Origin of the sequence: Caulobacter sp. Root1472, from assembly GCF_001426985.1 — a bacterium.
GTDB classification, from domain to species: Bacteria; Pseudomonadota; Alphaproteobacteria; order Caulobacterales; family Caulobacteraceae; genus Caulobacter; species Caulobacter rhizosphaerae.
The window spans coordinates 126,085-152,649 of the sequence record NZ_LMFX01000050.1 but is presented as its reverse complement, the minus strand read 5'-3'; the positions used below and the strand labels follow the sequence as shown (position 1 = coordinate 152,649).

Below are 26,565 nucleotides of genomic sequence, written 5' to 3'. Positions count from 1 at the left end.
GACATGCCCTCGCGGCGTGTCCCCCAAACTGGCGCCGCGCGTGAAAAGGGACACGCCGCGACGGCGTGTCCCCGGCTCCTAGAACGACTTGCGGATCGTCAGGCCCGCCGTGCGCGGCTGGCCGATCGAATAGCCCAGCCGGGCCCGGCCGCCGCGCTCGCGATCGAACGACAGCAGGGCGTTCTCGTCGGCCACGTTGTTGACGTAGGCGATGATGTCCAGGCCGTCGTCCATCTGCACCCCGGCGCTGAGGTTGATGATGTCATAGCTGGGCAGCTGCAGGTTCAGCACCGTGGCGTCATTGCCGGAGGCTCCGCCGAACGGCAGGCCGGAGACGAACGAGCGCGGGTTGTTCTCCTGGTCGCTGGCCTGGGTGTAGCGATTGCCCACGTGCTGGAACGAGGCGGTGACATAGCCGTCCATGGTCTCGGTCAGGGTCCGCGTATAGGTGGCGCTGACCGAGATCTGGAACTTGGGCACCGACGGCAGGCGGTTGCCTTCGCGGATGCCGCCGATCACCGCCCCCGTGCCGTCGCGGACCGTGGAGTCGAACTCGGCTTGCAGCAGGCTGCCCGAGACGCGGAGGTCGAAACCGGGCGCCAGGCGGGCCGACAGCTCGCCCTCGATCCCCTTGGTGTGGGCCTTGGGCACGTTGAACACCACGCGCGACGAGCACGAGCCGGCGTCCAGCGTGGTCTGCAGGTTCTTAATGTCGGTATAGAACACCGCCCCGTTGAAGGTGACGCCGCCCATCCGGGTCTTGACCCCGCCCTCGTAGTTCCACAGCGTCTCGTCGTCGTAGGACTGGAAGCCGCCGAAGATCGCCGCGTCGGCCGGGGTGCACAGCGGCAGGTTCAGCGGGTCGTTGACCCCGCCCAGCCGGAAACCCTTGGACGCCTGGGCGTTGAAGGTCAGGCCTGGATTGGCCTTGTAGCTGAGCAGCAGCCGCGGGGTGAAGCCGTCGGACGACGTCTTGTCCACCTGGTCGTCGCCGTTGGCGAACAGGCCGCCGGAGGTGAAGCGGCGGTTCTCGCTGAAATCGTAGTAGCGGCCGCCGGCGGTGATCGTCAGCTTCTGAATCTCATAGCTGGCCTCGCCGAACACCGCCTTCTGCTTGATCTTGTAGGGCAGCGAGGCGTTGTAGGGCGAGTTGGCCGGGAAGCCGTTGGCCACCGCGGCCGAGGTGCCCGCCCCCAGGGTAGCGTCGGTATAGGCGTCGTAGCCGGGCGTGGGCAGGCGTTGGTTATAGACCCGGTCGACCTTCGAGTAGAACGCCCCGACCAGCCACTGGAACGGGCCGTCGCCGTCGGAGCCGAGGCGCGCTTCCTGGGTGAACTGCTCCAGGTCGGTGGTGTCGACCAGCTTGGACGGCAGGGTGACCGCCGCCGCCGGGAAGCCCAGGTCCACCGACACGCTGCCGCTCAGGGCGCTGGCGTCGCGGTTCACGGCGATCTTGCGGTCGATATAGCTGGTCACCGAGGTCAGCTTCAGCCCGTTGAAGCCGAACGAGGCGGTCAGATCGCCCAGGAAGGTCTTGTCGCCGAAGCTCTCGTCCAGCAGCAGGTACTGCTCGCGCTCGCCCAGGGTGATCGCCGGACGGGTGGTGGTGAACGGGTTGGCGAACAGGTTGAACGCCTCCTGGCGGTTGAAGCCGCCGGCGTGGATCTTCTGGTAGACCAGGCGTGGGGTGATGGTGATGTCTTCGGTCGGCTTGAACAGCAGCGACACCCGGCCGCCGCGGCGATAGCCGTCGTTGACGTTGTTCTTGCGCGCGCCGCCCTCGCCCAGGGCGTCGACGAAGCCGCCATATTCGGTGTCGTAGCCCACCACTCGTAGGGCGGCCTTGTCCGACAGCGGCAGGTTGACGGCGCCCTTCACATAGCCGCCGACGTCGCCGCCCTTCAGCGTGTTGAAATTGGCCTCGACCGTGCCTTCATAGGCGCCGAGCTTGGGCTGGTTGGTGATGTAGCGGATCGTGCCGCCCACCGAGCCCGAGCCGAACAGCGTGCCCTGCGGCCCGCGCAGGGTCTCGACCCGGTTCAGGTCGAACAGGTCGATGTCCGGGGTGAACAGCGACAGCGAGATCACCGACTCGTCGAGATAGACGCCCACCTGTTCCTTGACCCCCGGCTGGTCGCGGACCACCTGGCCGGCCGAGACGCCGCGCACCGACACCTGGCTCTGGCCGGGTCCAAGGTTCTGGATCGTCAGGCCGGCGACGTTGCGCGACAGGTCCTCCAGGGTCACCGCGCCGGACTTCTGGATGTCGGCCTGGCTTTGGGCGTTGATCGAGAACGGCACGTCCAGGATGGTGGCGTCGCGCTTGGTGGCGGTGACGATGATCTCCTCGACCACGTCCGTCCGGTCCTGGGCGGAGGCGACCGCCGGCGGGACGACGAGCGCCGCCAGTGAAGTGGCGGCCAGCAGCGCGCGTCGCGCGCCCCGACGATGGCTCTCAAGACGCATGAGTTCCTCCCGTTTCATCCCGGCGGCTCTTGGATTTTCAATTTTCGACCGCAACCTGAGCGTTCTTGGCCGAATCATTGAAAGTCAACACCAAAGCAAACCAGAACTTCGAAACCTCGAATCTTTAATGCGGAGCGTGAGATCGGCGCAACAATGCCGGCGTGGTCTTGGCGAGGCCCCTCGCCAATGGTCAAGCTTTATAGGTCTGCCTGGAACTGTTAGCGCTACCGCACGCAAACCGGCTTTTCGGCGGATCTCCGCTTTACGTTCGCGTGACCTTTCGCGGACGGAAATCCCGGTCTAGGGTGGCCGCCAATTCAAACTAACGTTTAAAGGGGAGAGCGCCCATGCGCGAAGCGGTCATCGTCTCTTACGCCCGGACCGGCCTGGCCAAGTCCAACCGCGGCGGGTTCAACAACACCCACGGCGCGGCCATGGCCGGCCACGCCATCCAGCACGCGGTGTCGCGCGCCAAGCTGGACGGCGCCGAGGTCGAGGACGTGGTCCTGGGCTGCGGCGGTCCCGAAGGCGCCACGGGCATGAACGTGGCCCGCAACGCCGCCATCTGGGCCGGCCTGCCGGTCACCACCTCGGGCCAGACCGTCAACCGCTTCTGCTCCTCGGGCCTGCAGGCCATCGCCACCGCCGCCAACTATGTCCGCAACGACGGCGCGCCGGTCGCCGTCGGCGGCGGGGTGGAGTCGATCTCGCTGGTGCAGGGGGGCGGCCACATGAACCGCTTCCACATCACCGAGGAAAAGCTGATGCGCGAGAAGCCGGCCCTGTGGATGGCGATGATCGACACCGCCGACATCGTCGCCAAGCGCTACAACATCAGCCGCGAATACCAGGACGAATATTCGCTGCGCAGCCAGCAGCGGATCGCCGCCGCGCAAGCCAGTGGCCTGTTCGACCAGGAAATCGTGCCGATGGCCACCCAGATGAAGGTGGTCAACAAGGAGACCAAGGAAGAGAGCCTGGTCGATTATGTGGTCACCAAGGATGAGTGCAACCGTCCTGAGACCACACTGGAAGGCCTGGCCAAGCTGGAGCCGGTCAAGGGTCCGGGCAACTTCGTCACCGCCGGCAACGCCAGCCAGCTGTCCGACGGCGCGGCGGCCGTGGTGGTGATGGAGGCCAAGGAGGCCGCGCGCCGCAACCTCGAGCCGCTAGGCCTGTTCAAGGGCTTCGCCATCGCCGGCTGCGAGCCCGACGAGATGGGCATCGGCCCGGTCTTCGCCGTGCCGCGCCTCTTGGAACGTCATGGCCTGAAGGTCGACGACATCGACCTGTGGGAGCTGAACGAGGCCTTCGCCAGCCAATGCCTCTACAGCCGCGACCGCCTGGGCATCGATCCGGAGAAGTACAACGTCAACGGCGGCTCGATCGCCATCGGCCACCCGTTCGGCATGACCGGGGCCCGCTGCGCCGGTCACCTGCTGCTGGAAGGCAAGCGCCGCAAGGCCAAGCTGGGCGTGGTGACCATGTGCATCGGCGGCGGCATGGGCGCGGCCGGGCTGTTCGAGATCTTCTAGGACCCGCACGGGGACAGGCGCAGGCGCCTGTCCCCGTCGCGTTGTCAGACGCCGGCCTTAGTGGCGGAACACCCGCACGCCGGTGAAGGCCATGGTCAGGCCCAGCTTGTCGGCGGCCTCGATCACCTCGGGATCGCGCATCGAGCCGCCCGGCTGGATGATCGCCGTGGCCCCGGCCTCCGCCGCCTGGATCAGGCCGTCGGCGAACGGGAAGAAGGCTTCCGAGGCGCAGGCGCAGCCCTTCAGATCCAAGCCGAAATCAGCCGCCCGAAGGGCGGCGATGCGGGCGCTGTCCTTGCGGTTCATCTGGCCCGCCCCGACCCCCAGGGTCTGGCCGGCGCGGGCGTAGACGATGGCGTTGGACTTGACGTGCTTGCCGACCGTGAAGGCGAACAGCATGTCGCGCACTTCCTCGTCCGTGGGCTGGCGTTTGGTGACGATCTTCAGGTCCGAAGCCTTGATCCGGGCGTCGTCGCGCGACTGGACCAGGAAGCCGCCGGCCACCGACTTGAACGTATCGCCCGTCGACAGCGCGTCGGGCAGGCCGCCGGTCACCAACAGGCGCAGGTTCTTCTTGGCCGCGAACACGGCGATCGCGTCGTCGTCGGCTTCCGGGGCGATGACCACCTCGGTGAAGATCTCGACCATCGCCTCGGCGGCCTCACGGGTCAGGCGCGAGTTCACGGCCACGATGCCGCCGAAGGCCGAGGTCGGATCGCAGGCCAGCGCCCGCTCATAGGCCTGGCGCTGGGTGGCGCCGACGGCCACGCCGCAGGGATTGGCGTGCTTGATGATCGCCACGGCCGGGCCGGCGGCCGGGTCGAACTCGGCGATCAGCTCGAAGGCCGCGTCGGTGTCGTTGATGTTGTTGTAGCTGAGTTCCTTGCCCTGCAGCTGGGCGGCCGTGGCCACGCCCGGACGCGGGTTGGGGAAGGTGTAGAAGGCCGCCTTCTGGTGTGGGTTCTCGCCGTAGCGCATGGTCTGGCGCAGGGTCCCGGCGATCGCCTTGCGGGCCGGGAAGTCCTGGCCCAGCTGGGCGGCGAACCAGGTGGAGATCGCCGCGTCATAGGCCGCCGTGCGGGCGTAGGCGCGGGCCGCCAGGGTCTGGCGCAGGGCCAGGGTGGTGCCGCCGGCCTTCAAGGCCTCCAGCACTTCGGCGAGGTCGGAAGGGTCGGTGCAGACGGCGACATAGCCGTGGTTCTTGGCCGCCGAACGGATCATGGCCGGGCCGCCGATGTCGATGTTCTCGACGCATTCGGCGTAGTCGCCGCCCTTGGCGACCGTGGCCTCGAACGGATAGAGGTTCACGTACAGGATATCGATGCCGCCGATGCCGTGGTCGGCCATGGCCTTGGCGTGCTCGGGGGCGTCGCGCACGCCCAGCAGCCCGCCATGCACGATCGGGTGCAGGGTCTTGACCCGGCCGTCCATCATCTCCGGAAAGCCCGTCAGGTCGGAGACGTCCTTGACCGGCAGGCCGGCCGCGGCGATCGCCGCCTTGGTGCCGCCGGTCGAGACCAGCTCGACCCCGGCCGCGTGCAGGACCTGGGCGGCCTCGACCAGGCCGGTCTTGTCGGACACCGACAGCAGGGCGCGCTTGGGGGCGACGAGATCGGGGGCGGACGGATAGTCGGGGGCGGCGGGCACGGCGGACTCCTCGGGTCTGGTGACGACGGAATGGAGCCCAGGCGCGCGGCGGTTGAGGTCCGCGCTCCCCGATGGTTGCCCATCACTAGCGCCAGTCACGCGGACGGCGCGGAAAATACGAGGGTCGGCGGGGGAGTCAATGCAGGTCTTGGGCCGGTCGGACGGGGCTTGATCGCCCGCCGACCGGCCCACGCCGGCCTGTTTTCAGAGGATGAAGTCGCTGGCGACCAGGGTCGGACCGTAGACGATCAAGGTGGCGTCGGCGATGTGGTCCAGGTTGTTGTCGAGCTGGACGTAGTAGTAGTTCGCGCCCGCCGGGTGCGAGATCAGGATCTCGCCCGCCACGCCGTGGAACTGGTTCACCAGGGTGAAGGCCGTATCGCCGTTAGCGGCCTTGCCGTCCGCGTCGATGGCGCTGAAGTCCAGCTTGTCGATCCCGGATTCGAAGGCGTTGATGGTCTCGTACTTGCCGATCGGCAGGTCGCTCATGGCCATGAACTGGAAGACGTCCTTGCCCGCGCCGCCGTCCATCGTGTCGACGCCGGCGCCGCCGATCAGGATGTCGTTGCCGCTGCCGCCCAGCAGGCGGTCATTGCCGTCGCCGCCGCTGATGAAGTCGTTGCCGCCCATGCCGTCGATGCGGTCGTCGCCCGCCTCGCCATAGAAGGTGTTGGCCTGGGCGCCGCTGTCCGACAGGTTGTCGGCGCCGGCCCCCGCGTAGACGGTGCTGGCGCTTTTGGTCACCAGGGTGTCGGAGCCGCTGCCCAGCTTCCAGACCTCGATCGAGCTGACCGTGTCGATGAAGCCGTCGCCGGTGTTGACCACGCCGGTCGCCTCGTTGCCGACGATCGCGGTCGTGATGTCGGACCAGTCGCCCGTATCGCGGCCCAGGCCGCCATCAAGCACGTCATTGCCGGCGCCGCCGTGCAGGATGTCGTCCCCGCCCCTGCCGTACAGGAAGTCATGGCCGGCCCCGCCGTCCAAGACGTTGGCGAAGTCGTCGCCCGAAAGCTTGTCGGCGCCCGACCCGCCGATCAGGTTCTCGATGTTGATGAACGTCATCGAACCCAGGGCGGTGGTCTGGGCGGTGGTCACGCCCAGGTCGACGATCATGGCGCTGGTCACGCCCTTGAACGAGACCGTGTCGACACCCGCTCCGCCATCCAGCTCGTAGGCGCCGTTCGCGGCCACCAGGATGTCGTTGCCGGCGCCGCCGTGCAGGATATCCGTCTTGGATGCGCTCGTCAGGGTGTCGGCGTTGGCGGTGCCCGAGACGATGGCATGGACCGGCGTCACGGGCGCCGGCGGCGTTATGGGCGCTACGGGCGTCACGGGCGCCGCCGCCGGCGCGGCCGCGACGCTGTCGGCGAGTTTGACGCTGGACGAGGGCTGAGGAATGACCGTGTCGCTGATCGTCTTGATCGACAGGCCCTTGAAGTCCGCCGCGAAGGTCTCGGGAGAGGACTCCCGGTAGACCCCCTCCTTGAAATAGGCCCCCACCAGGTCGTTAAAGCCCAGGGCGCCGTGGAAATCCACCAGCTCGACGCCGTTGCGCCAGACCATCAGGTGGCCCTGCCCAAAGGGATCGAACTTGATCTGGAGCTTGAAGTCGTACCACTGGCCGCGGACCACGTCCGCCGTGTCGGTATAGTGCCGGACATAGCGGATGTCGGCGTCGGTCGAGATCGCCGCGGCCGAATCGCGGGTGACGACGCGCATCTTGTCGCCGACCATCTCGAGCGCGAACGCCGGGCTGTGGCCGGCCTCGCCCTTGTCGAACGTCGACTGCAGCTGAACCAGCGTCATCCAGTCGGCGGTGTTCTTCGCGCCCGGTTCGATCATGACGCTGAAGCTGATCTCGTAGGTCTGCCCCGTCTGCAGCTTCGCGGCGCTGGCGATCTCCGACCGTTCCTTGGTCGGGCCGTCGCCGGCCAGGTTGTCGCCCGCCCGCACTTCGAACCGCGAGACGCCATCGGCGACCTGGTAGTTCCAGCCGTTGCCGACGTTCTGCACGTAATAGACTTGGTTTTCCGAATTCATGGACCTTACTCCCCGACCCGTGGGGAAAATGGCCAAGCGTCCTATATTCGCCTTTAAAAAACGCGGATAAAAGAATCCTAATGAGATAACGTTGAGATATATCTCAGCCCGAGTTTCCCCGCTCGAGCGATCTGTTAAGTTAATTTTGAGTAAATAAATGACCTTCTAGGCTCGCTACATTAAGTCTAATCATATGAGCGGCAGAAGTTGTGCTCTAACTTATGTAAACCCCAAAATGCTTGCGCTCCAAAATCGGAAGCGTTCAGAGCCTCGCGACACGTTAACGATTGCCGAGATCTCGATCGCGCTTTTGTCGATGCGTCGCTTCGGCGCGGCGTTGGGCCCTGCGACACTTGCTAAGCTTGGCCATTGAAGACCAGCCGTCCCCAGGCGCTCGACACCCCGTGGCGAAACGACGCGCCGCGCCGCCGCGAAAATTTGGCGTGGAGAATTGCGCCTGGGCTTCGGATTCAGGCAGGCCCGGGCGCTTTCGGACGCGACGGGGCCGTCATAGAGCCCGCCGGACGCCGGCGGGGGAGGCCTTCTAGGCCAGCCTGACCGGCAGCACGGCGCGCACGCCTTCCGGCTCGAAGGTCAACTTGGGCTGGCCGCCGAGGTCGGCCGACAGGCCGCGATCCAGCAGGCGGGTTCCAAAGCCCTTGCGGTCCGGAGGGGCCACCGGCGGGCCATCGTGTTCGGCCCAGGTCAGCACCGCCCCGTCGTCGCCCACCTGGTCCCAGGCGATGACCACCTTGCCGGCGGGGGTCGACAGCGCTCCGTACTTGGCGGCGTTGGTGGCCAGTTCGTGTACGGCCAGCGCCAGGGAAAGCGCGGTGCTGGCGCCGACCCGCAGGCTGGGCCCGTCGATGCTGACCCGACCCGGATCGCGATCGTCGACGAACGGGGCGACGCCCTGACGCACGATCTCGTCCAGCGCCGCGCCCTCCCAGCTTTCGCGGGTCAGCACGTCATGGGCGGCCGACATGGCCAGCAACCGTTCGATCAGCCGCTCGCGGACCCGCGCCGTCGCCTCATCCGCCCGCAAGGTCTGGCGGACGATCGACTGGATCGAGGCCAGGGTGTTCTTGACCCGGTGGTTGAGCTCGTTGATCAGCAGACGCTGGCGAGCCTCGGCCGCCTTGGTCTCGGTCATGTCCATGGCCATGCCGATATAGCCCTGGAACTGGCCGCGAGCGTCGATCTGCGGCCGGGCGTTGGCCACCATCCAGCGATAGGTTCCGTCGCCGCACCGGAACCGCGCCTCGAAGCTCCAGGGCCGGGGCCCCTCCGGCGCGCCGCGCGCCGCCGCGCGCCGGGCTCCGACGGTGGCGACATCCTCGGGATGGATCATGCCGATCCAAGCGTCGCCCAGCAGGTCCTGGGCGTCCAACCCGGCGAACTCGGCGAAGGCCTCGTTGGCGAAGGTGATCCCGCCCTCGGCCGAGGTCATCCAGACCGGCGCCGGCGCCGAGTCGGCCATGGCCCGGAACCGGGCCTCGCCCTCGCGCAGCCGCTCCTCTGCCCGCTTGCGCTTGGTGATGTCGGTGTGCACGCCGATCCATTCGCGGATCGAACCGTCGGGCTCCAGGACGGCGACCGCGCGGACCGCGAAATCGCGCCAGACGCCGTCATGGCGACGCACCCGATGCTCGAAGGTGTAGGGGCCGCCCTGGGCGACGGCGGCCTTCCAGGCCTGGAGGGTCGGTTCGGCGTCGTCCGGGTGGACCGCCGCGGCCCAGCCAAAACCCTGATACATCTCCGGGGTCTGGCCGGTCAGGGCGGACCAGCCGGGCTGGTCGCCGACCATCCGGCCGGAGGCGTCGTTGGTCCACAGGATGCCGTCCACAGCGCCGATGGCGGCCCGGAACCGCGCCTCGCTGGCGGTCAGCCGGTCATGCACCTCGACGCGGTCGGTGACGTCGCGGATGAACCCCAGGAACACCGTCGCGCCCGGCTCGCCGAACGCGGCCAGCGACACCTCGATGGGAACTTCGACGCCGTCGTTGCGCACGGCCATCAACTGGGACTTCTGGCGCTCGACCGGCGGTTCGGGCGAGGCCAGGCGCCGGGTCAGGATCTGCCGATAGGCGGCCTGGTGGCGCAGCGGCGCCAGCACCTCGATCAGGCCTCGGCCCAGGACCTCCTCGCGCGGCCAGCCGAAGGCCGCTTCGGCCCGGGCGCTCCAGTCGAGGATGACGCCCCGGGGATCCATGACCACCACGGGATCGATCGCGGTGCGCAGGATCGGCTGCAGGGCGGCGAGATTCGACATCTGCCCCCTCCCTCCGGCCGACGTGACCGAAGACAGCTACAGGACGAGCCGGGGGCTGTGAATTGCACCGCCCGACGCAGGCCTGGGACCTAATGTCGCAGGCCTGCGCCGATCCTAGTGGTCGGCCGCCCGGGCCAGTTTCCAGCGGATCTTGGCGCCCTTCTCCGGGCGGACCTGGCTCTTGAGCACGATGGCCCCGGCCCGCCGTGCGTGGCCGTGATCGAAATGGGCCGAGGGCGCGATATGGACGTCGACGGCGTCGTTGCGCAGCCACCAGCCGACATTGGAGGGCCCCTTGATCAGCACGCTCTTGCCGTCGCGGGCCAGCGAGGCGCGGGCGTCGGGATGCAGGTGGAAGGTGACCGAGAACGGCAGGTAGCGGCGCGGGCCGTCGGGGTTGGCCGAGCCGACGGGCAGAAGGCTGTCCTCGCCGCGCAGCTCGTCGGCCTTGATGTCAAGATAGAGGCGCCGGGCGTGGGTCAGGCCCAGGCGGCGCCAGCCGTCGTGGATGATGTCCAGCCAGACGCCGACGTCGGCGTCGTGGCGCTTGACCTCCACCTCGGTCGCGCCGTCGATCAGCCAGGGGCCCAGGGCCTCGGCCCGCCAACCCGACAGCGGCCGGCCGGCCGAGCCGTCGCCTACCGACACGGTCGAGGCGGCGTCGGACAGACGGAAGGCGTTGGCCCCGGTCGCCTCGGGACTCCAGCCGCAGCTGGTGATCAGCCGGTCCTTGCCGAACACGATCTCGACGGCGGCCGGCTGGGCGCAGGCGGCCGCGCTGAGGGCGCCGACCGCCGGCGGGCCGGCGTCGGCCATCACCTGGAGGCTGCCGCCCTGCATCTTCTGGTAGCCGACATGGGGCGCGGCCTGGGGCGGGCGCGGTCCGTGGTCGTCATGGGCCAGGGCGGCCGCGAGCCGCCGCGGCTCGACCGCCTCCCCGCCCTGGAACGCCGCCAGGCAACCGTCGGCCAGGGTAAAGAACCGCACCGACGAACTGAGGCGGTCGATGGCCCGGCCCAGGCCCTCGGGCGCGGGACGGCCGCGCTGGCCCAGGGCGTCGTCGAGGGTCAGCAGGTCGAACAGCAGTTCCAGGCCCGCCTGCGGCGAGCGGCTGGCGTGGCCGCCGTCGGGCAGGACCGTGGCGTCCAGCAGGGCGCCTACCCGCTTCAGGCCCTGGACCATCAGCCGGTCGCTGACCTTGCCGGTCAGGGCGCAGCCGGCGATGGCCACGACCACGGCGCGCTCCAGCTTGCGGCCAGGCGCGTCCGAGGCCTTGAGCAGCTGGCGGGCCCCGCGGGCGATGTCCAGCGCCATGGCCGCGATCTCGGCGTCCGACGCCTCGGGCGCCAGGGCCTTGGCGGCGCAGGCCAGGTGGAAGGTGCGGCGCTCCAGGCGCTCGCCGCTCCACGAGAACACGTTCCAGGTTCCAAACACCCGCCGCCAGTCCTGCAGCAGGCGCAGCGCCAGGCGGGCCGAGCCGGGGCCGGCGGCCAGCAGGTGCGGCAGCCAGTCGAAGCCGTGCAGGGCGGCGGCGAACTGGCGAGTCGGGCTGGGCTGGTCGAACGGATCGCCGGTCTCGCCCAGTCGCAGGGCGCCGCCGTCCAGCACCATCAGGCCGTCCAGCAGCTGGCGGCCGCGCTCGGGATCGACGGGGCGCGGATCGTGCGGGTGAGCGGCCAGGCCGACGGGCCGCGGCCGGCTGATCGTCGCCCGATGCGGCGGCGAGCCGAACCATTCGCGCTCGACGTTGCCCTTGATCGCCGCGCCGAGCGCCTTGAGGAACACGCCCTTGGTGCGTTTGCCGCGGCCTCGGGCCCCTCGGGCGCGACTGGGGGGGCCGCCGGCCAGGGCGGAGGACTTGCGGGCGGAACCTGTCTCGGGAGCCCCCTCCATGCCGCTGGATCAGCCCCCCTTCAGGGCGCGGATATTGTCGGCATAAGCGGCCGGTCCGCCCTTGAACACCGCCGAGCCGGCGACCAGCGCCGTGGCCCCCGCCGCCACGCACTGCGGGGCCGTGACCGGGGTGACGCCGCCGTCGACCTCGATGATGATGTCGGCGCCGGCCTTGTCGACCATCCGCCGCAAGGCCTCGACCTTGCGCAATTGGCCCGGAATGAAGCTCTGGCCGCCGAAGCCGGGGTTCACCGACATCACCAGCAAGAGGTCGACGTCCTCCAGGATCCACTCGACATGGTCGATCGAGGTCGAGGGATTGAACACCACCCCGGCCTTGGCCCCCAGTTCGCGAATGCGCTTGAGCGAGCGGTGCAGGTGCGGGCCGGCTTCCGGGTGGATGCTGATCAGGTCGGCCCCGGCGGCGCGGAACGCCTCCAGGTACGGATCGGCCGGGCTGATCATCAGGTGGACGTCGAACGGAATGCTGGCGTGCGGCCGGATGGCTTTGACGATGTCCGGGCCCAGCGTGATGTTGGGCACGAAATGGCCGTCCATCACGTCGACATGCACCCAGTCGGCGCCGGCCGCCTCGATGGCGGCGACCTCTTCGCCCAGCTTGGCGAAGTCGGAGGCGAGAATGGACGGGGCGATCAGCGGCGCGGTCATGTCCATGGCTTAGCGGGCTAAGGCTCGCGCCACAAGCGAGCCCGTGCCGCCCACGGGTTTGCAGTGTTCTCGGCCGCTCAAATCTTGGCGATCAGCGCTTGACGAAACGCGCCGCGAAAAAGCCGTCCAGTCCGCCTTCGCGGTGGTGGGGCAGGATCCGCAGCGTACCGCGCGGCGTCAGGCTGGCGGCCGGAGCGCCGCCTTCCTCGGGGCCGATCGGGTCCAGGGCGATGTCGGGGCGGCGGGCCAGGAAGGCCTCGACCTGGGCTTCGCCCTCTTCCGGCTCGAGGGAGCACACACAGTAGACCAGGCGTCCGCCGGGCTTCAGCCGGCCCGCGGCGCTGTCGAGCAGGCGGCTCTGAACGGCGGCCAGGCTGGCCACGTCGCCGGGCCGCGCGGCCCACAGCACGTCCGGATGGCGGCGGAAGGTGCCGGTGGCCGAGCACGGGGCGTCCAGCAGTACGGCGTCGAAGGTCCGCGCGTCGTCCCAGGCGCCGGCGTCGGCGGCGATCACCTCGGCGGTCAAGTTCAGGCGGGCCAGGTTCTCGGTGACGCGCTGCAGGCGGGCGGCCGAGCGGTCGACGGCGACGGTAACGGCGCCGGCGGCGGCCAGTTGCAGGGTCTTGCCGCCCGGCGCGGCGCACAGGTCCAGGGCGGTCTGGCCGGGCTGGACGTCCAGCAGGCGGGCGGAGATGGCGGCGGCGGCGTCCTGCACCCACCAGACGCCGTCCTCGAAGGCCGGCCAAGCCGAGACGTCGCCCCGGCGCGACGTGCGCAGCGTGCCGCCCGGGAGGATCTCGCCCTCCAGCTCGGCCGCCAGGGCCTCGGCGTCGGCGTCGGGCTTCAACGACAGGTCGGTGGCCGGCTCGAAGCCGATCTGGGCGGCGACCGCGTCGGCGGTCTCCTTGCCCCAGGCGCCCACCCAGCGGGCGTACAGCCACAGCGGCGCCAGGTGCTCGGGTTCGGCCGAGGGCGGGCCGTCGCGCAGCAGGCCGCGCAGCACGGCGTTGACCAGGCCCTTGAACGGCCGGCTGGCCTTGTTGGCGCCGGCCAGCTCGACGCTGGTGGCCACGGCGGCGAAGGCCGGGACCTCCAGGAAGAAGGCCTGGGTCGCGCCCAGGCGCAGCAGGTTGCGCACGCGCGGCGGCGGCTCCTTGGCCAGCTTGCCGGCCAGGGCGCGGTCGATGGGCCCCAGGTGGCGCAGGGCGGCCATGGCCAGGGCGCGCGCGAAGGCCCGCTCCCGCGGTTCGAGAAAGCGGAAGGCGTTGGCCGAGGCGGCCTCGTCGAGCCCCCCGCGCCGCGACAGGGCCGCGTCGATGAGGGCGAGAGCGCCTTCCCGTGCGGGGAGGCCGTCATTGAGTTCCTGAGTCACCCGCCCGCCGTGCCCAAACGCGACGGCGAGCGCAAGCTTTTTGGCGTCGACGGTGCTAGGAAGACGATCATGTCCGAGACCGATCTGCCGCCCGGCGCGGCGCCCGACAAGCCGCTCACCCCCGCCGCCCGTCGCGCCCTGGAAGAGGCCGCCGCCCGCCGCACGGCCGAACGGGCCGCCGCCCTCCCCACCGAGGAGGGCGGCCGCGACGGCCCCGAGCCGACGCGGTTCGGCGACTGGGAGCGCAAGGGCGTCGCGGTCGATTTCTAGGCCTGGCTACAGGATGAAATCGCCGTGGACCAGCGAGGTGGTGTTGGCCACCAGGATCGAGAAGTCCGCATGGCCGTCGCCGTTGACGTCGGCCTGGACCGTCACCCCGCCGGCGGCCACGTCGTAGCGAACCTCGCCGGCCACATGGTGGAAGGCGGTCTGGCCGATGAAGGCGAAGGGGTCGTCGACACCGCCCGCCACGGCGTCGATAGTCGACAGGTCGATGCGATCGCCCTGGGCGTGCGAGAAGTCAGTGATCTTGTCGACGTCGCCCGAGTTGAAGGCGCCAAACACGAACAGGTCCGAACCCGCGCCGCCAGTCAGGGTGTCAAAGCCCGCGCCGCCCGCCAGGGCGTCGGCGCCGCTTCCGCCGATCAGCGTGTTGTTGAACGCCGATCCGTTCAACTTGACCCCTGCCGTCGCGCCGGAGGCGTCGACGTCTTCGAATCCCGACACATAGGCGGTTCCGCCGACGACCTGGCTGGTCGAGAAGTTGCCCAGGTTCACCGTGGCGGCCGTCTTGAGGACCAGGGTGTCGCGACCGGCCCCGCCGTCGATGACGATGTCGGCGGCGTCGTAGACGATGCGGTCGTCACCGCCCTCGCCGCGCACCTGGTCCGCGTCGGCGCCGCCGTCGAGGACGTCGTTGCCCAGTCCGCCCTTGAGAACATCAAACCCTGCTCCCCCCATCAAGGTATCGGCGAAGGCTCCGCCGGTCAGGGTGTTGTTGAACTGCGAGCCGGTGACGATGATCGCGCCCACCGAGTCCGTGGCGTCGACGTCTTCGAAGCCGGAGACGTAGGCTGAGCCGCCCGTGACCTGGCTGGACGAGAAGTTTTCCAGATGCACGACGGCGGCCGCCTTGAGGATCAGGGTGTCGCGACCGGCCCCGCCGTCGATGACGGTGTCGGCGGCGTCGTAGACGATACGGTCATCCCCGGCCTCGCCGCGTTGCTGGTCGGCGTCCGCGCCGCCGTCGAGGAAGTCGGCCCCGGCCCCGCCGTTGAGGACATCGAAGCCGCCCCCGCCCATCAGGGTGTCGGCGAAGGCGCCGCCGACCAGCTTGTTGTTGTACTGCGAGCCGTTCAGGACGACAGCGGCGCTGGCGGCGGAGGCGTCGACATCCTNTCAGGGTGTCGGCGAAGGCGCCGCCGACCAGCTTGTTGTTGTACTGCGAGCCGTTCAGGACGACAGCGGCGCTGGCGGCGGAGGCGTCGACATCCTCAAAGCCCGCGACATAGGCCGATCCGCCGCTGACCTGACTGGTCGAGAAGTTCCCCAGGTTCACCGTGGCGGCCGTGTTGAGGACCAGGGTGTCGCTGCCGGCTCCGCCGTCGATGACGGTGTCGGCGGCGTCGTAGACGATGCGGTCGTCGCCCGCCTCGCCGCGTTGCTGGTCGGCGTCCGCGCCGCCGTCGAGGAAGTCGGCCCCGGCCCCGCCGTTGAGGACATCGAAGCCGCCCCTGCCCATCAGGGTGTCGGCGAAGGCGCCGCCGACCAGCTTGTTGTTGTACTGCGAGCCGTTCAGGACGACAGCGGCGCTGGCGGCGGAGGCGTCGACATNTCAGGGTGTCGGCGAAGGCGCCGCCGACCAGCTTGTTGTTGTACTGCGAGCCGTTCAGGACGACAGCGGCGCTGGCGGCGGAGGCGTCGACATCCTCAAAGCCCCCCACATACGCCGTTCCGCCGCTGATCTGGCTGGTCGAGAAGTTCCCCAGGTTCACCGTGGCGGCCGTCTTGAGGACCAGGGTGTCGCGACCCGCCCCTCCGTCGATCACCGTGTCGGCGGCGTCGTAGACGATGCGATCATCGCCCGCCTCGCCGCGTTGCTGGTCCGAGCCGGTCCCGCCATCAAGGACGTCGGCGCCGTCGCCGCCCGTCAGGGTGTCCGCGCCGCCGCCGCCCGTCAGGGTGTCGGCATAGGCGGCGCCGATCAATTTGTTGTCGGCGGTCGATCCGGTGAGGACGACGGCGCCGCTCGCGGCCGAGGCGTCGACGTCCTCGAAGCCGGTGACCACGGCTGTTCCACCCGCCACCTGGTTCACGGCGTCGCCGAGATCCACCGTTGCGGCGGCGGTCAGGACCAGGGTGTCGTGGCCCGCGCCGCCGCTAAGGGTTGCGACGGTGCGGTCGTAGGTGAAGGTGTCGTCGCCGGACAGGTCGAGCGCCTTCTCCGGTGGGGCGACCAGGGTGGGGGTGGCCAGGGTGGGGCTGGCCAGGACCGTCGTGGTGGTCGTACCCGAACCCTCGACGTGCATGACCTTGGTCGAGCCGTCCACGTTCTGGGCCCGAACGTCGAGGTCCAGGTTGTTGATGGTCAGCGAACCGGCGCCTGAGACGACCTCCGCGCCCAGCTCCACCGAGGCGACGTAGTCGTTTGAGGAGACGAGATTCAGGCCCTTGAGCGTGGTCAGGATCCCGGCGATGTCGATCTGGCCCTTGGGCGTATCCTGGTCGAGGACGACGGCGGNTAGTCGTTTGAGGAGACGAGATTCAGGCCCTTGAGCGTGGTCAGGATCCCGGCGATGTCGATCTGGCCCTTGGGCGTATCCTGGTCGAGGACGACGGCGGTGTAGGTCCAGTCGCCGGTGGTGTTGGCGTAGATCTTGCCGGTGACCGACCCGTTGGAATAGGTCCCCACCTGGGCGCCGAAGGCGTCGAAGTCGCCCTTGTGCACCCAGACCATGACCTCGGTCGTGACGGTGGAGGCGCCGCCGTTGGGGGTGTCGGTCAGCCAGATGTCGAACGANCCTGGGCGCCGAAGGCGTCGAAGTCGCCCTTGTGCACCCAGACCATGACCTCGGTCGTGACGGTGGAGGCGCCGCCGTTGGGGGTGTCGGTCAGCCAGATGTCGAACGAGACGTTGAAGCCGCCGGTGTTGCCCTTGTAGCTGACGTCGTAGTCGGCGGTCAGCTGTTTAAGGGTGCTCACCTGCACCGGGAAGACGCCGCCGATGTCACTGGCCTTGTGGCCGCCGCTCATCGGGGCAGGACCGAAGATCACCTCGGGGTAGGCGCGGACGGTCGGATAGGGTTCGGTGACGACGGGGAAGGACCAGTTGAAGGTCGTCTTGGCCGTCATGTCCGAGACGCTGTAGGCGCTGTTGATCGCGTAATCGGTGTTGTAGACGAGCGCGCCGGGGTTCCAGACGTTGTTGAGCACGTACCAGCCATGAGCCGTCCAGGCCGCGCCGGGACCCGTCAGCTGGGCATAGCCGGCGGGAATGGCGGCGGGGTCGGCCTTCAGACCAAAATCGTAGGCGGTCAGGCTGGACAGGGCGACGTTGCGGATCACCAGGGTCTCGCCGTTGGCGAAGCCGAGCTTGACGTCCGCGCCGCTCTGGGTGGCCAGGGTCTGCAGCTGGGCGAAGCTGGTCACGCCATAGCCGCTCAGCTGGATGACGTCGCTGCCGGGCTTGAAGCTCATGATGGCGTCGGAGCCGTTGCCGGCCGAGACCTTGAACAGGTCCCCGCCCGCGCCGCCGACCAGCACGTCGTCGCCGGCCAGGCCGTTCAGCGTCGCGCCGACCGTGCCGGCGACAATGACGTTGTTGAGGGCGTTGCCGGTCCCGGCGGTCGAGCCGGCCGAGTTGAGCAGCAGGTTCTCGACGTTGGCCGCCAGGGTCACCGGACCCCAGAACCGGGCGTCGACGGTGTCGATCCCTTCGCCGGCCTTCTCGACCACGACCGAGGCGTTGTCCCACAGGTAGTAGGTGTCGTCGCCCGCGCCGCCGATCAGGGTGTCGCCGCCCGAGCCATGGAACACGTCGTTCTTGCTCGATCCGAGTTGGGTTTCCTTGGCCGTGCTGTTGGCCACCCAGTTGCTGGTCGAGCCCGAGAGCGTCAGCTCGAGCCCCTTGGCGGTGATATACTTGGACATTGTTCCCCTCCGAACAAGGGAGGGTCTAAGCGCTTCACGCTGAACGATAAGTAGAACTTTGTGATTAATCTGCGGTTACGACAGTATAACAGAGCGTTAATTCTGCAACCTACCCGAAAGTACGACCACGACTTCGCCCATACCAGAGGTATAATTCAGTCGTTTGCGGTGATGTCGCAGATATACTAAGGAACTTCTGAACGCTGAATAGTATAGATAGCTATCCTAAGCGCGCCCATGACGAACGAAGATCAAAAACGCAGCAGAGGGATCAAAGAGTCGCCGGTGTTCGGGAGTCGTGAATCGCCGTCAGCCGAGGCCGGCGAGCGCCCTCATTGCTTGCTCTGGCGACGGCGGCGGCGCGCCGTTTTGTCGCGCCGCTCGGGATGGACGATCGTGCGGCGAACGCGGCCTCAGGCGCCGGCCATCTCGGCCACCACCTTCAGCGCCGCCTCACGCGGGTCGTTGGCCGCCGTGATCGGACGGCCGCAGACCAAGTGGCTGGCGCCGGCCTTCAGGGCTTCGGCCGGGGTGGCGGCGCGAGCCTGGTCGTTCTTGGCCGACCAGAAGGGGCGCACACCCGGGGTCACCACCAGGAAGTCGGGGCCGGCGATCTCGCGGGCCAGGGCGGCCTCGTGCGGCGACGAGACGATGCCGTCGACGCCGCAGTCCACCGCCTGGCGGATGCGCCGGGCGACCAGGTCGCGGGCGGAAAAAGCATAACCAAGTTCGATCAGGTCGGCGTCATTCAGGCTGGTCAGCACGGTGACGGCCAGGATCTTCAGGTCCGAGCCGCCCTTGGCCTTGACGGCGGCCTGCATCACCTGCGGCTCGGCGTGGACGGTCAGCAGGTCGCAGCCGGCCCCCGCCAGCACCCGAGCCGAGCGCTCGACGGTCGCGCCAATGTCGTGCAGCTTCCAGTCCAGGAAGATCGACTTGCCCTCGCCCTTCAGGTCGCGGGCCAGAGCCATGCCGTCGGTGGCCAGCAGCTCCAGCCCGATCTTGTAGAACGACACCGCATCGCCCAGCGTGTCGACCATCGCTCGGGCCTCGGCGACGCTGGGCAGGTCGAGCGGCAGGATCAGGCGCGGATCGGCCAGGAGTTTGGGGGTCATGGGCGTTTCCCGGGGTGTGGCGCGCAGGGTCGCATCCCCCTAAGTAGGGTGCGGATCCGCGCGAATTGAAAGCTAAGCACCCCGAATGAGCCAGGCCGAGCTCGCCGTCAACTTCTTCGTCGCCCTGTTCGCCCTGATCGACCCGATCGGCAACGTGCCGCTGTTCGCCGCCGCCACCCTAGGCGCGGCCGCCGCCGGCCGACGGATGGTGGCGGTCTATATCGGCCTGTTTGTCGCCGCCTTCCTGATCTTCTTCTACTTCACCGGCGTGTCGCTGCTGGAGTTCTTTGGCATCTCGATGCCGGCCTTCCGCATCGCCGGGGGCATCATCCTGTTCATCCTGGGCCTGGACATGGTGCGCGACGACTTCACCACCATGTTCGCCGACGCGGCCGAGGGCGTGGAGGGTCAGTCGGCGCGGGTCTACGCCAAGCAGCGGTTCGAGCGGCTGATCGTGCCGTTCGCCATGCCGTTGCTGATCGGGCCGGGCGCGATCTCGACGGTGATCATCTACGCCAGCGAAGCCAAGGGTTTTGGCCTGGCCGGCGTGGCCATCGGCTGCGGGGTGATCGCGGCCGTCGCGGTGGTGCTGGTGGCCACCTTCTGGGCCTCGCCGATCATCAGCCGGGTGCTGGGCCGGATCGGCATGAGCATCGTGGTGCGGGTGCTGGGCCTGATCCTCTGCGCCCTGGCGGTGCAGTTCGTGCTGATCGGGGTGGGCGACGCGACGCGGGGCCTGGTGCGTCAGGACGCCAAGGCGCCGTACGCGGATCACAGGTAGCCCGATCTAGATCTTCCGAAACCGCGAACCCTGGCTGGCCATCAGGGCCAGGGCCCAGTCGTCGGGGACCAGCTTGGCCAGCGCGGCGATGGCCTTGTTGGGCGCGCCGGGCACGCAGATCGCGCGATTGGCCTCGACGGCCTCGTAGCCGGCGGCGGCCACCTCGTCGGCGCCCAGCCACAGCCAGGCGGGCAAGCTCTGGCTGACGTGGGCGCGGGTGCCGTTGACGTCGTGAAATTCCGAATAGGTGAAGCCCGGGCACAGGGCGCTGACGTGGACGCCGCTGGCTTGCGTCTCCAGGTGCAGGCTCTGGGAGAACTTCACCAGAAAGCTCTTGGTCGCCGCATAGAGGGTGTGGCCGGCCGCGCCGGGGGCGAGGCCCGCCAGGGAGGCGACGTTGACGATCCGGCCGAAGCCGCGCTCGACCATGCCCGGCAGCACCTTGTGGGTCAGGCCGCAGACCGAGACCAGCAGCACCTGCAGGAAGGCCGCCTGGTCGGTCCACTGGGTCTGGGCGTAGGCGCCGGGCAGGCCGTAGCCGGCGTTGTTGACCAGGGCGTCGACCACCCGGCCTTCGGCCTCGATGGCGGCCAGCACTTGGTCGACGGCGTCGGGCTGGGCCAGGTCGGCGGCGATCGGATAGGCCTCGACCCCGAACCGCAGGCGGATCTCGGCGGCCAGGGCCTCCAGCCGGTCCAGCCGGCGCGCGGTCAGGGCCACGTCATAGCCGTGGCTGGCGTAGATGCGGGCGAAGGCGGCCCCGATGCCGGCGGAGGCGCCGGTGATCAGGGCGAGGCGGCGGGCCATGCGGCGTGTGTCCAGAACAGCGGCTTAACGTCACCAGACGAAGCACGACCGCTGATTTGGTTCAAGCATGCGCCCATGGCCCCACCCGTCATGACGGACCAAAAAGAGGGAGGGGGCGCTCGGGCTCAAGCGCCCCCTCGGCGGCGCCGGAGCGCCGCGGAGCCCGTCCTTCGGGCTGGGGGATCAGGAAGGACGGGGCTTGTCGCGTCTAGGCCGCTTCGCTGAGCGCCGGCTGGGCGCCGCGCGTCCAGCGCACGGCGGCCTCGGCGATGCGCACGCCGAACAGGCGGGCGGTCTCGCGGTCGCCGGCCGGCGGGCTGATCTCGGGCGAGGCGTTGTCCGATTGGCCGGCCAGGCCGATGAACGAGCCGACGCGGTTGATCGTGTCGGGGCCGCGCTCGGCGGCGGTGACCCCGGGAGGGGCCAGGCCCAGGTTCACCCAGTTCATGCCGTGCTGGGCGGCCAGGATGGTCAGGCTTTCCAGGGCGTGACCCTTGTCGCCGGCGAAGCTGTGCGAGTTGGTGAAGCCCGCGGCCAGCTTGTCCTTCCAGGCGCCGGTGAAGAACGCCCCGGCCGTGGCGTCGGCGAACACTTTGAACACGCCCGAGACGTCGCCCATGTAGGTCGGGGCGCCGAACACCACCGCGTCGGCCGCGGTGATCTGCTCGATGATCGGCGCGAAGTCCTGGGCGGCGTTGTCAATCTTCAGCACCACGGGTGTCTGGCCGGCGTCGCGGACGCCCTCGGCGATCTTGTCGGCCAGGACGGCGGTATGGCCGTAGCCCGAGTGATAAACGATGGCGACCTTGGTCATTGTCGTGAGCCCTGAAGGGTTGCGGCTTCGCAACTGAAACCGTGCCAATTACGTATGGGCGCTCACGGCATATTCCAGGGGATCAGCAACCGACGTTGGTGCAGTTATTCTGCAAGCCGATTTAGCGGCGATGAATCCGCCCTAAGCCGCCGCCTCAACCGTCGCGCTGTTCAGCAGGTCGGCGACCGAGATCTGCGACAGGCGGTCGGCGACGGCCGTGTCGGCGGCGATCATCGCCCCGCGCACGGCGTCGGGAATCTTCTCCCCCACCGGGCAGCCCTTGACGCCCTTGGGGGCCACGCCGAGGTGGGCGCAACCGTTCACGGCTCGCAGGACGACGTCCAGGGTGATGGTCTCGGGGGCCTTCAGCAGCCAGGCCCCGCCGTTGGCGCCGGCCCGCGCGCCGATCAGCCCCGCCTTGCCCAGCATGGCCGTCACGCGACGCACCACGACCGGGTTGGTCGGGACCGAGGCGGCCAGCTCGGCGCTGGCCACGGCGCGGTCCGCCGAGAACGCATTCTTGTGCGCCAGATAGGCCAGGGCGTGCGCGGCGACGGGGAATTTCTGACTGTCGGACATTTTTCTATGACAGGACCCTAAGGGCGTCGCTCGTGCGTTCAACCAAAAACTATCGTCGTCGTCCGGCGTCAGGTCACGATTGAACCCGAGCAGGATTGGGTGTATCGCGCCCCGCTTGATCGATATGGGGCTCCGCACCGCGTTTTGCGAGGGCGACCCCGGAGGGATTGAATGGCTTCCGAAGCCTCTGGCGCCCCTGCTCCCGACAGCGCCGCCCCGTGTGATGTCCCTCCGCAAGCCGGCCACGACCCGAAAGGGCACGGTTTCCTCGCGCTCGCGCTCGGCGCCGTGGGCGTGGTGTTCGGCGACATCGGGACCAGCCCGCTCTACGCCATGCGCGAGGCCCTGGCCCATTCGCGCAGCACCACCGCGACCGAGCACGCCGTGCTGGGCGTGGTGTCGCTGGTGCTGTGGACCCTGACGCTGTTCGTCACGATCAAGTACGTGATCTTCTTCATGCGGGCCGACAACAAGGGCGAGGGCGGCACCCTGGCCCTGATGGCCCTGGCCCAGAAGGCGCTGGGCAAGGTCGGCAACAAGCGCTCGACCGCGGTGTTCTTCCTGGGCGTGATCGGCGCGGCGCTGTTCTACGGCGACGGCATCATCACCCCCGCCATCTCGGTGTTGTCGGCGGTCGAGGGCATGAAGGACGCGCCGCACGTCGGCCACGCCCTGACGCCCTATATCCTGCCGATCTCGGCGGGGATCCTGGTGGCGCTGTTCCTGGTCCAGGCCAAGGGCACCCATCGCATGGCCGCCCTGTTCGGCCCGGTGATGGCGGCCTGGTTCCTGATCCTGGGCGCTCTCGGCCTGTTCCACCTGGTCGACGACCTGTCGATCCTGCGCGCCGTCAATCCCTGGTACGGCCTGCGCTTCCTGCTCGAAAACGGCTTCCTGGGCTTCGTCATCCTGGGCAGCGTGTTCCTGGCCGTGACCGGGGCCGAAGCCCTGTACGCCGACATGGGCCACTTCGGCAAAAGCCCGATCCGCGCGGCCTGGCTGTACCTGGCCTTCCCTTGCCTGGCCCTGAACTATCTGGGCCAGGGCTCGCTGGTGCTCGACCATCCGGCCTCGCGGCACAATCCGTTCTGGGACATGGTCCCGACCTTCGCCTACTGGCCGGTGCTGCTGATGGCCACCGCGGCCACGGTCATCGCCAGCCAGGCGGTGATCACCGGCGCCTTCTCGATGACCCAGCAAGCGGTGCAGCTTGGCCTGCTGCCGCGCCTGGACATCAAGCGCACCTCCGAGACCCAGGCCGGCCAGATCTACGTGCCGGCGGTCAACACCTTCCTGCTGGTGGGCGTGCTGATCCTGCTGGTGATGTTCCAGAGCTCCCACAAGCTGGCTTCGGCCTATGGCATCGCCGTGACCGGCGCGATGTTCGTCGACACCTTGCTGGCCTATGTGGTGCTGCGCCTGGTGTGGAAGTGGAGCCTCTGGCAGACCGCCGCGCTGCTGATCCCGCTGGCGATGATCGACATGGTGTTCATCGCCTCCAACATGCTGAAGATTCCGGACGGCGCCTGGCTGCCCCTGGCCTTCGGGGCTGTGCTGGTGCTGGTCATGTGGACCTGGACGCGCGGCGCTCAGATCCTGACCGACAAGACCCGCCGCGACAGCGTGCCGCTGGTCGACCTGATGGAGATCCTGCGAGCCCGCGCCCCGCACCGCGCGCCCGGCACGGCGATCTTTCTGACCTCCGACCCGGACATGACCCCGGTCGCTCTGATGCACAACCTCAAACACAACAAGGTGCTGCACGAGCGCAACGTGATCCTGACCGTCCGCACGGCCGAGACGCCGCGCGTCGCCGACGAGGACCGCGTCCGCACCCAGGCCATCAACGCCGACTTCAAGAAGGTCGAGATCTATTACGGCTTCATGGAAAGCCCGAACGTGCCCAAGGCCCTGGCCATCCTGCGCAAGCAGCAGGGCCTGAAGTTCGACATCATGGCCACCAGCTTCTTCCTGGGCCGCCGTTCGATCGTACCGTCGGCCAACAGCGGCATGCCGCTGTGGCAGGACCGGATCTTCATCTTCTTAATGAAGAACGCCACCAACCCGACCGACTTCTTCAAGATCCCGCCCGGCCGCGTGGTCGAACTGGGCGCCCAGGTGACGGTCTAGGCCATGGAAGCGGCGCTGCGCATCCTCGGCGACGGCCTGTCGATCGCCGCCCTGGCGATCATCGCCTCCACCGCCCAGTCCGCCTGGAAGCGGATTGGGGACGGCAAGCGAATTCCGATGCAGTGGGGCCCCGACGGCAAGCCGACCTGGCGCGTGTCCAAGGCTGTCGGCTTGCTGGCCATCCCAGCCCTAGCGACCGTCATCCTGCTGTCCTTCACTCTGACCCAGCTGACCTTCACGGTCGAGGGCCTCGGCGCGGTGATCGTTCTGTGCGTGCGCGCGATCCTGGCCGCCGCCCTGGCGCTGAGCCAGCTGGTGCATCTGCGCAAGGTCATGGAGACCCTGGGCGACGACGGCGACGTTTAGGCGGGGAAGCGATTTAGGACGATCCGTCCCGGCTGGGGCCAACACCCACGTTTCAATCGTCGCGAAACCGCGCTAAACGCCCCGCGACCTTGTGTTTCTCCGGCGGAGAAACACGCTGCGACTTTGTGTTTCTCGGAAGGACCCCCTCATGGCTGGCAAGCCCGTGAAGAAGGTCGTGCTCGCCTATTCGGGCGGCCTCGACACCTCGATCATTCTCAAGTGGCTGCAGACCGAATACGGCGCCGAGGTCGTGACCTTCACCGCCGACCTTGGCCAGGGCGAGGAGATCGAGCCGGCGCGCGCCAAGGCCCTGGCGGCCGGGGTCAAGCCGGAGAACATCTTCATCGAGGACGTACGCGAGGAGTTCGTCCGCGACTTCGTGTTCCCGATGTTCCGGGCCAATACGGTCTATGAGGGCCAGTACCTGCTGGGCACCTCGATCGCCCGCCCGCTGATCGCCAAGAAGCAGATCGAGATCGCCCGCAAGACCGGCGCCGACGCCGTCAGCCACGGCGCGACCGGCAAGGGCAATGACCAGGTCCGCTTCGAGCTGGGCTATTACGGCCTGGAGCCTGACATCCATGTGATCGCGCCCTGGCGCGAGTGGGACTTCAAGTCCCGCGAGGCGCTGCTGGACTTCGCCGAGAAGCATCAGATCCAGATCGCCAAGGATAAGCGCGGCGAGGCGCCGTTCAGCGTCGACGCCAACCTGCTGCACAGCTCGTCCGAGGGAAAGGTCCTCGAGGACCCGGCCGTCGAGGCCCCCGAGTTCGTCCACATGCGCACGATCGCGCCGGAAGACGCGCCGGACAAGCCGACGATCATCACCATCGACTTCGAGAAGGGCGACCCGGTCGCCATCGACGGCGTGGCGATGAGCCCGGCCACGCTGCTGACCAAGCTCAATGAGCTGGGCCGCGACAACGGCATTGGCCGCCTGGACCTGGTCGAGAACCGCTTCGTCGGCATGAAGTCGCGCGGCGTCTACGAGACCCCGGGCGGCACGATCCTGCTGGCCGCCCACCGCGGCATCGAGTCGATCACGCTCGACCGCGGCGCCATGCACCTGAAGGACGAGCTGATGCCGAAATATGCGTCGCTCGTTTACAACGGCTTCTGGTTCGCCCCCGAGCGCGAGATGCTGCAGGCCGCCATCGACTACAGCCAGCAGAAGGTCACCGGCCAGGTGCGGGTCAAGCTCTACAAGGGCAACGTCGCCGTCATCGGCCGCACCAGCCCCTACAGCCTCTACGACCAGGACCTGGTCACCTTCGAGGAGGGCAAGGTCGCCTACGACCACCGCGACGCTGGCGGCTTCATCAAGCTCAACGCCCTGCGCCTGCGCGTTCTGGCCAAGCGCGACAAGCGCGACGCTTAAGGCTCCCAGCGTTGGCGACACGACAAAGCCCCGCCGGCGACGGCGGGGCTTTTTTGTTGGCGGATGATGTCCCCGTCCGACGAAGCGGGGCGAAAAGCGCGCGCTTTCGGGTGCGATGGCGCTCGCGGCGACGGCCGAAGGGCGACAGCAAGGGTGGCCTGGGCGCGCAGGTCGGGCTAAACCCTGGCATGGCGCGAACCAAGCAAAGCCCTGAATTCGAGATCGAGGTCGACGGCGAGCCCTTCGTCTGGCGGCTGCATCGCCAGCCCGGCTGGTCCAGCGACGCCCCGGTGCTGCACGGCATGGCCATCGCCGTGCGTCACGCCGAAGGCCAGCGCGAGGCGGTGGTCGAGTTTCCGCCGGGCCCGCACCCCCGCTACGGCGCGCCGCTGCTGAAGCCCGCGCAGATCGCAACCGCGCTGGTGGCCAAGGCCATCACCTCGGCCATCGCGGCCGGATGGAGCCGCGGTCCCGCGGCAAGACCGTCGCCATCGTCGTGGACGCCACCGGGGCCTGACGCCTAAACCCGCGTCGGATCGCCTCGGCCGGCCT

The 26,565-nt window shown here is 68.7% G+C and carries 21 protein-coding genes, 1 pseudogene and 1 riboswitch; of the genes and pseudogenes, 7 read left to right on the top strand and 15 right to left on the bottom strand.

Annotation, left to right across the window (positions count from 1 at the left end; all coding sequences use genetic code 11):
• Positions 1-78: 78 nt before the first annotated feature.
• Complete coding sequence (locus ASD47_RS24395; protein ID WP_056762401.1) at positions 79-2,466, bottom strand: TonB-dependent receptor; 2,388 nt, start codon at positions 2,464-2,466, stop codon at positions 79-81.
• A gap of 347 nt (positions 2,467-2,813) precedes the next feature.
• On the opposite strand from ASD47_RS24395, the gene ASD47_RS24390 reads away from it, so the two are divergent.
• The gene (locus ASD47_RS24390; protein ID WP_056762317.1) at positions 2,814-4,001 is read left to right on the top strand and encodes an acetyl-CoA C-acyltransferase; all 1,188 of its coding nucleotides are present in this window, start codon (positions 2,814-2,816) and stop codon (positions 3,999-4,001) included.
• Positions 4,002-4,058: 57 nt separating this feature from the next.
• Here ASD47_RS24390 and purH read toward each other — a convergent pair whose 3' ends face one another.
• The 6 genes from purH to ASD47_RS24360 all read right to left on the bottom strand — a co-directional run bounded on the left by purH (position 4,059) and on the right by ASD47_RS24360 (position 13,894).
• The gene (purH, locus tag ASD47_RS24385; RefSeq protein ID WP_056762315.1) at positions 4,059-5,648 is read right to left on the bottom strand and encodes a bifunctional phosphoribosylaminoimidazolecarboxamide formyltransferase/IMP cyclohydrolase; all 1,590 of its coding nucleotides are present in this window, start codon (positions 5,646-5,648) and stop codon (positions 4,059-4,061) included.
• A 28-nt stretch (positions 5,649-5,676) separates the two neighbouring features.
• Positions 5,677-5,757: riboswitch (ZMP/ZTP riboswitch) on the bottom strand.
• A gap of 95 nt (positions 5,758-5,852) precedes the next feature.
• Positions 5,853-7,688, bottom strand: a complete 1,836-nt coding sequence (locus ASD47_RS28050; RefSeq protein WP_056762312.1) for a heparin lyase I family protein — start codon at positions 7,686-7,688, stop codon at positions 5,853-5,855.
• 544 nt (positions 7,689-8,232) lie between these two features.
• Positions 8,233-9,960 carry a PAS domain S-box protein gene (locus ASD47_RS24375; protein WP_056762311.1) on the bottom strand — a complete coding sequence of 576 codons (1,728 nt, stop codon included), beginning with the start codon at positions 9,958-9,960 and terminating at the stop codon, positions 8,233-8,235.
• Positions 9,961-10,074: 114 nt separating this feature from the next.
• Positions 10,075-11,853 carry a heparinase II/III family protein gene (locus ASD47_RS24370; protein ID WP_156402411.1) on the bottom strand — a complete coding sequence of 593 codons (1,779 nt, stop codon included), beginning with the start codon at positions 11,851-11,853 and terminating at the stop codon, positions 10,075-10,077.
• A gap of 9 nt (positions 11,854-11,862) precedes the next feature.
• Positions 11,863-12,522, bottom strand: coding sequence for a ribulose-phosphate 3-epimerase (gene rpe / locus ASD47_RS24365; protein ID WP_056762398.1), 660 nt, complete (start codon positions 12,520-12,522; stop codon positions 11,863-11,865).
• Positions 12,523-12,613: 91 nt separating this feature from the next.
• The gene (locus tag ASD47_RS24360; protein WP_056762309.1) at positions 12,614-13,894 is read right to left on the bottom strand and encodes an RsmB/NOP family class I SAM-dependent RNA methyltransferase; all 1,281 of its coding nucleotides are present in this window, start codon (positions 13,892-13,894) and stop codon (positions 12,614-12,616) included.
• 69 nt (positions 13,895-13,963) lie between these two features.
• Between ASD47_RS24360 and ASD47_RS24355 the strand changes: the two genes are divergently transcribed.
• Positions 13,964-14,164, top strand: coding sequence for a DUF1674 domain-containing protein (locus ASD47_RS24355; protein WP_056762307.1), 201 nt, complete (start codon positions 13,964-13,966; stop codon positions 14,162-14,164).
• A 6-nt stretch (positions 14,165-14,170) separates the two neighbouring features.
• Here the strand turns inward: ASD47_RS24355 and ASD47_RS28375 are convergent, their stop codons facing one another.
• The 5 genes and pseudogenes from ASD47_RS28375 to pyrF form a co-directional block, all read right to left on the bottom strand.
• On the bottom strand, positions 14,171-15,253 hold the full coding sequence (locus ASD47_RS28375) for a calcium-binding protein (protein ID WP_369800344.1): 1,083 nt from the start codon (positions 15,251-15,253) through the stop codon (positions 14,171-14,173).
• A gap of 39 nt (positions 15,254-15,292) precedes the next feature.
• The coding region (locus ASD47_RS28370) for a calcium-binding protein (RefSeq protein WP_369800343.1) at positions 15,293-15,665 on the bottom strand (373 nt) is incomplete at its 3' end.
• A gap of 63 nt (positions 15,666-15,728) precedes the next feature.
• Positions 15,729-16,422: calcium-binding protein (locus ASD47_RS27820; RefSeq protein WP_369800342.1), on the bottom strand; the 694-nt coding region annotated here is incomplete at its 3' end.
• Between the two features lie 492 nt (positions 16,423-16,914).
• A pseudogene (locus tag ASD47_RS28365) lies at positions 16,915-17,590 on the bottom strand (hypothetical protein); the annotation flags it as partial.
• 866 nt (positions 17,591-18,456) lie between these two features.
• The gene (pyrF, locus tag ASD47_RS24330; RefSeq protein WP_056762296.1) at positions 18,457-19,158 is read right to left on the bottom strand and encodes an orotidine-5'-phosphate decarboxylase; all 702 of its coding nucleotides are present in this window, start codon (positions 19,156-19,158) and stop codon (positions 18,457-18,459) included.
• 85 nt (positions 19,159-19,243) lie between these two features.
• Here pyrF and ASD47_RS24325 point away from each other — a divergent pair, with 85 nt between their 5' ends.
• Complete coding sequence (locus ASD47_RS24325) at positions 19,244-19,939, top strand: MarC family protein (RefSeq protein ID WP_056762294.1); 696 nt, start codon at positions 19,244-19,246, stop codon at positions 19,937-19,939.
• 6 nt (positions 19,940-19,945) lie between these two features.
• On the opposite strand, the gene ASD47_RS24320 is transcribed toward ASD47_RS24325, so the two are convergent.
• The 3 genes from ASD47_RS24320 to ASD47_RS24310 all read right to left on the bottom strand — a co-directional run bounded on the left by ASD47_RS24320 (position 19,946) and on the right by ASD47_RS24310 (position 22,139).
• Positions 19,946-20,746: an SDR family oxidoreductase gene (locus tag ASD47_RS24320; RefSeq protein WP_056762292.1), complete on the bottom strand. Its 801-nt coding sequence runs from the start codon at positions 20,744-20,746 to the stop codon at positions 19,946-19,948.
• 208 nt (positions 20,747-20,954) lie between these two features.
• Complete coding sequence (locus ASD47_RS24315; RefSeq protein WP_056762290.1) at positions 20,955-21,560, bottom strand: flavodoxin family protein; 606 nt, start codon at positions 21,558-21,560, stop codon at positions 20,955-20,957.
• 141 nt (positions 21,561-21,701) lie between these two features.
• On the bottom strand, positions 21,702-22,139 hold the full coding sequence (locus tag ASD47_RS24310) for an Rrf2 family transcriptional regulator (protein WP_056762287.1): 438 nt from the start codon (positions 22,137-22,139) through the stop codon (positions 21,702-21,704).
• Between the two features lie 171 nt (positions 22,140-22,310).
• Between ASD47_RS24310 and ASD47_RS24305 the strand changes: the two genes are divergently transcribed.
• The 4 genes from ASD47_RS24305 to ASD47_RS24290 all read left to right on the top strand — a co-directional run bounded on the left by ASD47_RS24305 (position 22,311) and on the right by ASD47_RS24290 (position 26,537).
• Entirely contained in the window at positions 22,311-24,269 is a 1,959-nt protein-coding gene (locus ASD47_RS24305) for a potassium transporter Kup (protein ID WP_056762286.1), read from the top strand.
• Positions 24,270-24,272: 3 nt separating this feature from the next.
• A complete protein-coding gene (locus tag ASD47_RS24300; protein WP_056762284.1) occupies positions 24,273-24,635 on the top strand; it encodes a DUF1648 domain-containing protein in 363 nt (120 codons plus the stop codon).
• 148 nt (positions 24,636-24,783) lie between these two features.
• Complete coding sequence (locus ASD47_RS24295) at positions 24,784-26,013, top strand: argininosuccinate synthase (protein ID WP_056762282.1); 1,230 nt, start codon at positions 24,784-24,786, stop codon at positions 26,011-26,013.
• Positions 26,014-26,201: 188 nt separating this feature from the next.
• Entirely contained in the window at positions 26,202-26,537 is a 336-nt protein-coding gene (locus tag ASD47_RS24290) for a hypothetical protein (RefSeq protein ID WP_235526193.1), read from the top strand.
• Positions 26,538-26,565 lie beyond the last annotated feature (28 nt).

What these genes read in the sequence shown, in the direction of transcription:
- ASD47_RS24395 (WP_056762401.1), bottom strand. Translation starts at nt 2,466, where the DNA reads ATGCGTCTTGAGAGCCATCGTCGGGGCGCGCGACGCGCGCTGCTGGCC.
- ASD47_RS24390 (WP_056762317.1), top strand. Translation starts at nt 2,814, where the DNA reads ATGCGCGAAGCGGTCATCGTCTCTTACGCCCGGACCGGCCTGGCCAAG.
- ASD47_RS28050 (WP_056762312.1), bottom strand. Translation starts at nt 7,688, where the DNA reads ATGAATTCGGAAAACCAAGTCTATTACGTGCAGAACGTCGGCAACGGC.
- ASD47_RS24375 (WP_056762311.1), bottom strand. Translation starts at nt 9,960, where the DNA reads ATGTCGAATCTCGCCGCCCTGCAGCCGATCCTGCGCACCGCGATCGAT.
- ASD47_RS24370 (WP_156402411.1), bottom strand. Translation starts at nt 11,853, where the DNA reads ATGGAGGGGGCTCCCGAGACAGGTTCCGCCCGCAAGTCCTCCGCCCTG.
- rpe (WP_056762398.1), bottom strand. Translation starts at nt 12,522, where the DNA reads ATGACCGCGCCGCTGATCGCCCCGTCCATTCTCGCCTCCGACTTCGCC.
- ASD47_RS24355 (WP_056762307.1), top strand. Translation starts at nt 13,964, where the DNA reads ATGTCCGAGACCGATCTGCCGCCCGGCGCGGCGCCCGACAAGCCGCTC.
- pyrF (WP_056762296.1), bottom strand. Translation starts at nt 19,158, where the DNA reads ATGACCCCCAAACTCCTGGCCGATCCGCGCCTGATCCTGCCGCTCGAC.
- ASD47_RS24325 (WP_056762294.1), top strand. Translation starts at nt 19,244, where the DNA reads ATGAGCCAGGCCGAGCTCGCCGTCAACTTCTTCGTCGCCCTGTTCGCC.
- ASD47_RS24320 (WP_056762292.1), bottom strand. Translation starts at nt 20,746, where the DNA reads ATGGCCCGCCGCCTCGCCCTGATCACCGGCGCCTCCGCCGGCATCGGG.
- ASD47_RS24315 (WP_056762290.1), bottom strand. Translation starts at nt 21,560, where the DNA reads ATGACCAAGGTCGCCATCGTTTATCACTCGGGCTACGGCCATACCGCC.
- ASD47_RS24310 (WP_056762287.1), bottom strand. Translation starts at nt 22,139, where the DNA reads ATGTCCGACAGTCAGAAATTCCCCGTCGCCGCGCACGCCCTGGCCTAT.
- ASD47_RS24305 (WP_056762286.1), top strand. Translation starts at nt 22,311, where the DNA reads ATGGCTTCCGAAGCCTCTGGCGCCCCTGCTCCCGACAGCGCCGCCCCG.
- ASD47_RS24300 (WP_056762284.1), top strand. Translation starts at nt 24,273, where the DNA reads ATGGAAGCGGCGCTGCGCATCCTCGGCGACGGCCTGTCGATCGCCGCC.
- ASD47_RS24295 (WP_056762282.1), top strand. Translation starts at nt 24,784, where the DNA reads ATGGCTGGCAAGCCCGTGAAGAAGGTCGTGCTCGCCTATTCGGGCGGC.
- ASD47_RS24290 (WP_235526193.1), top strand. Translation starts at nt 26,202, where the DNA reads ATGGCGCGAACCAAGCAAAGCCCTGAATTCGAGATCGAGGTCGACGGC.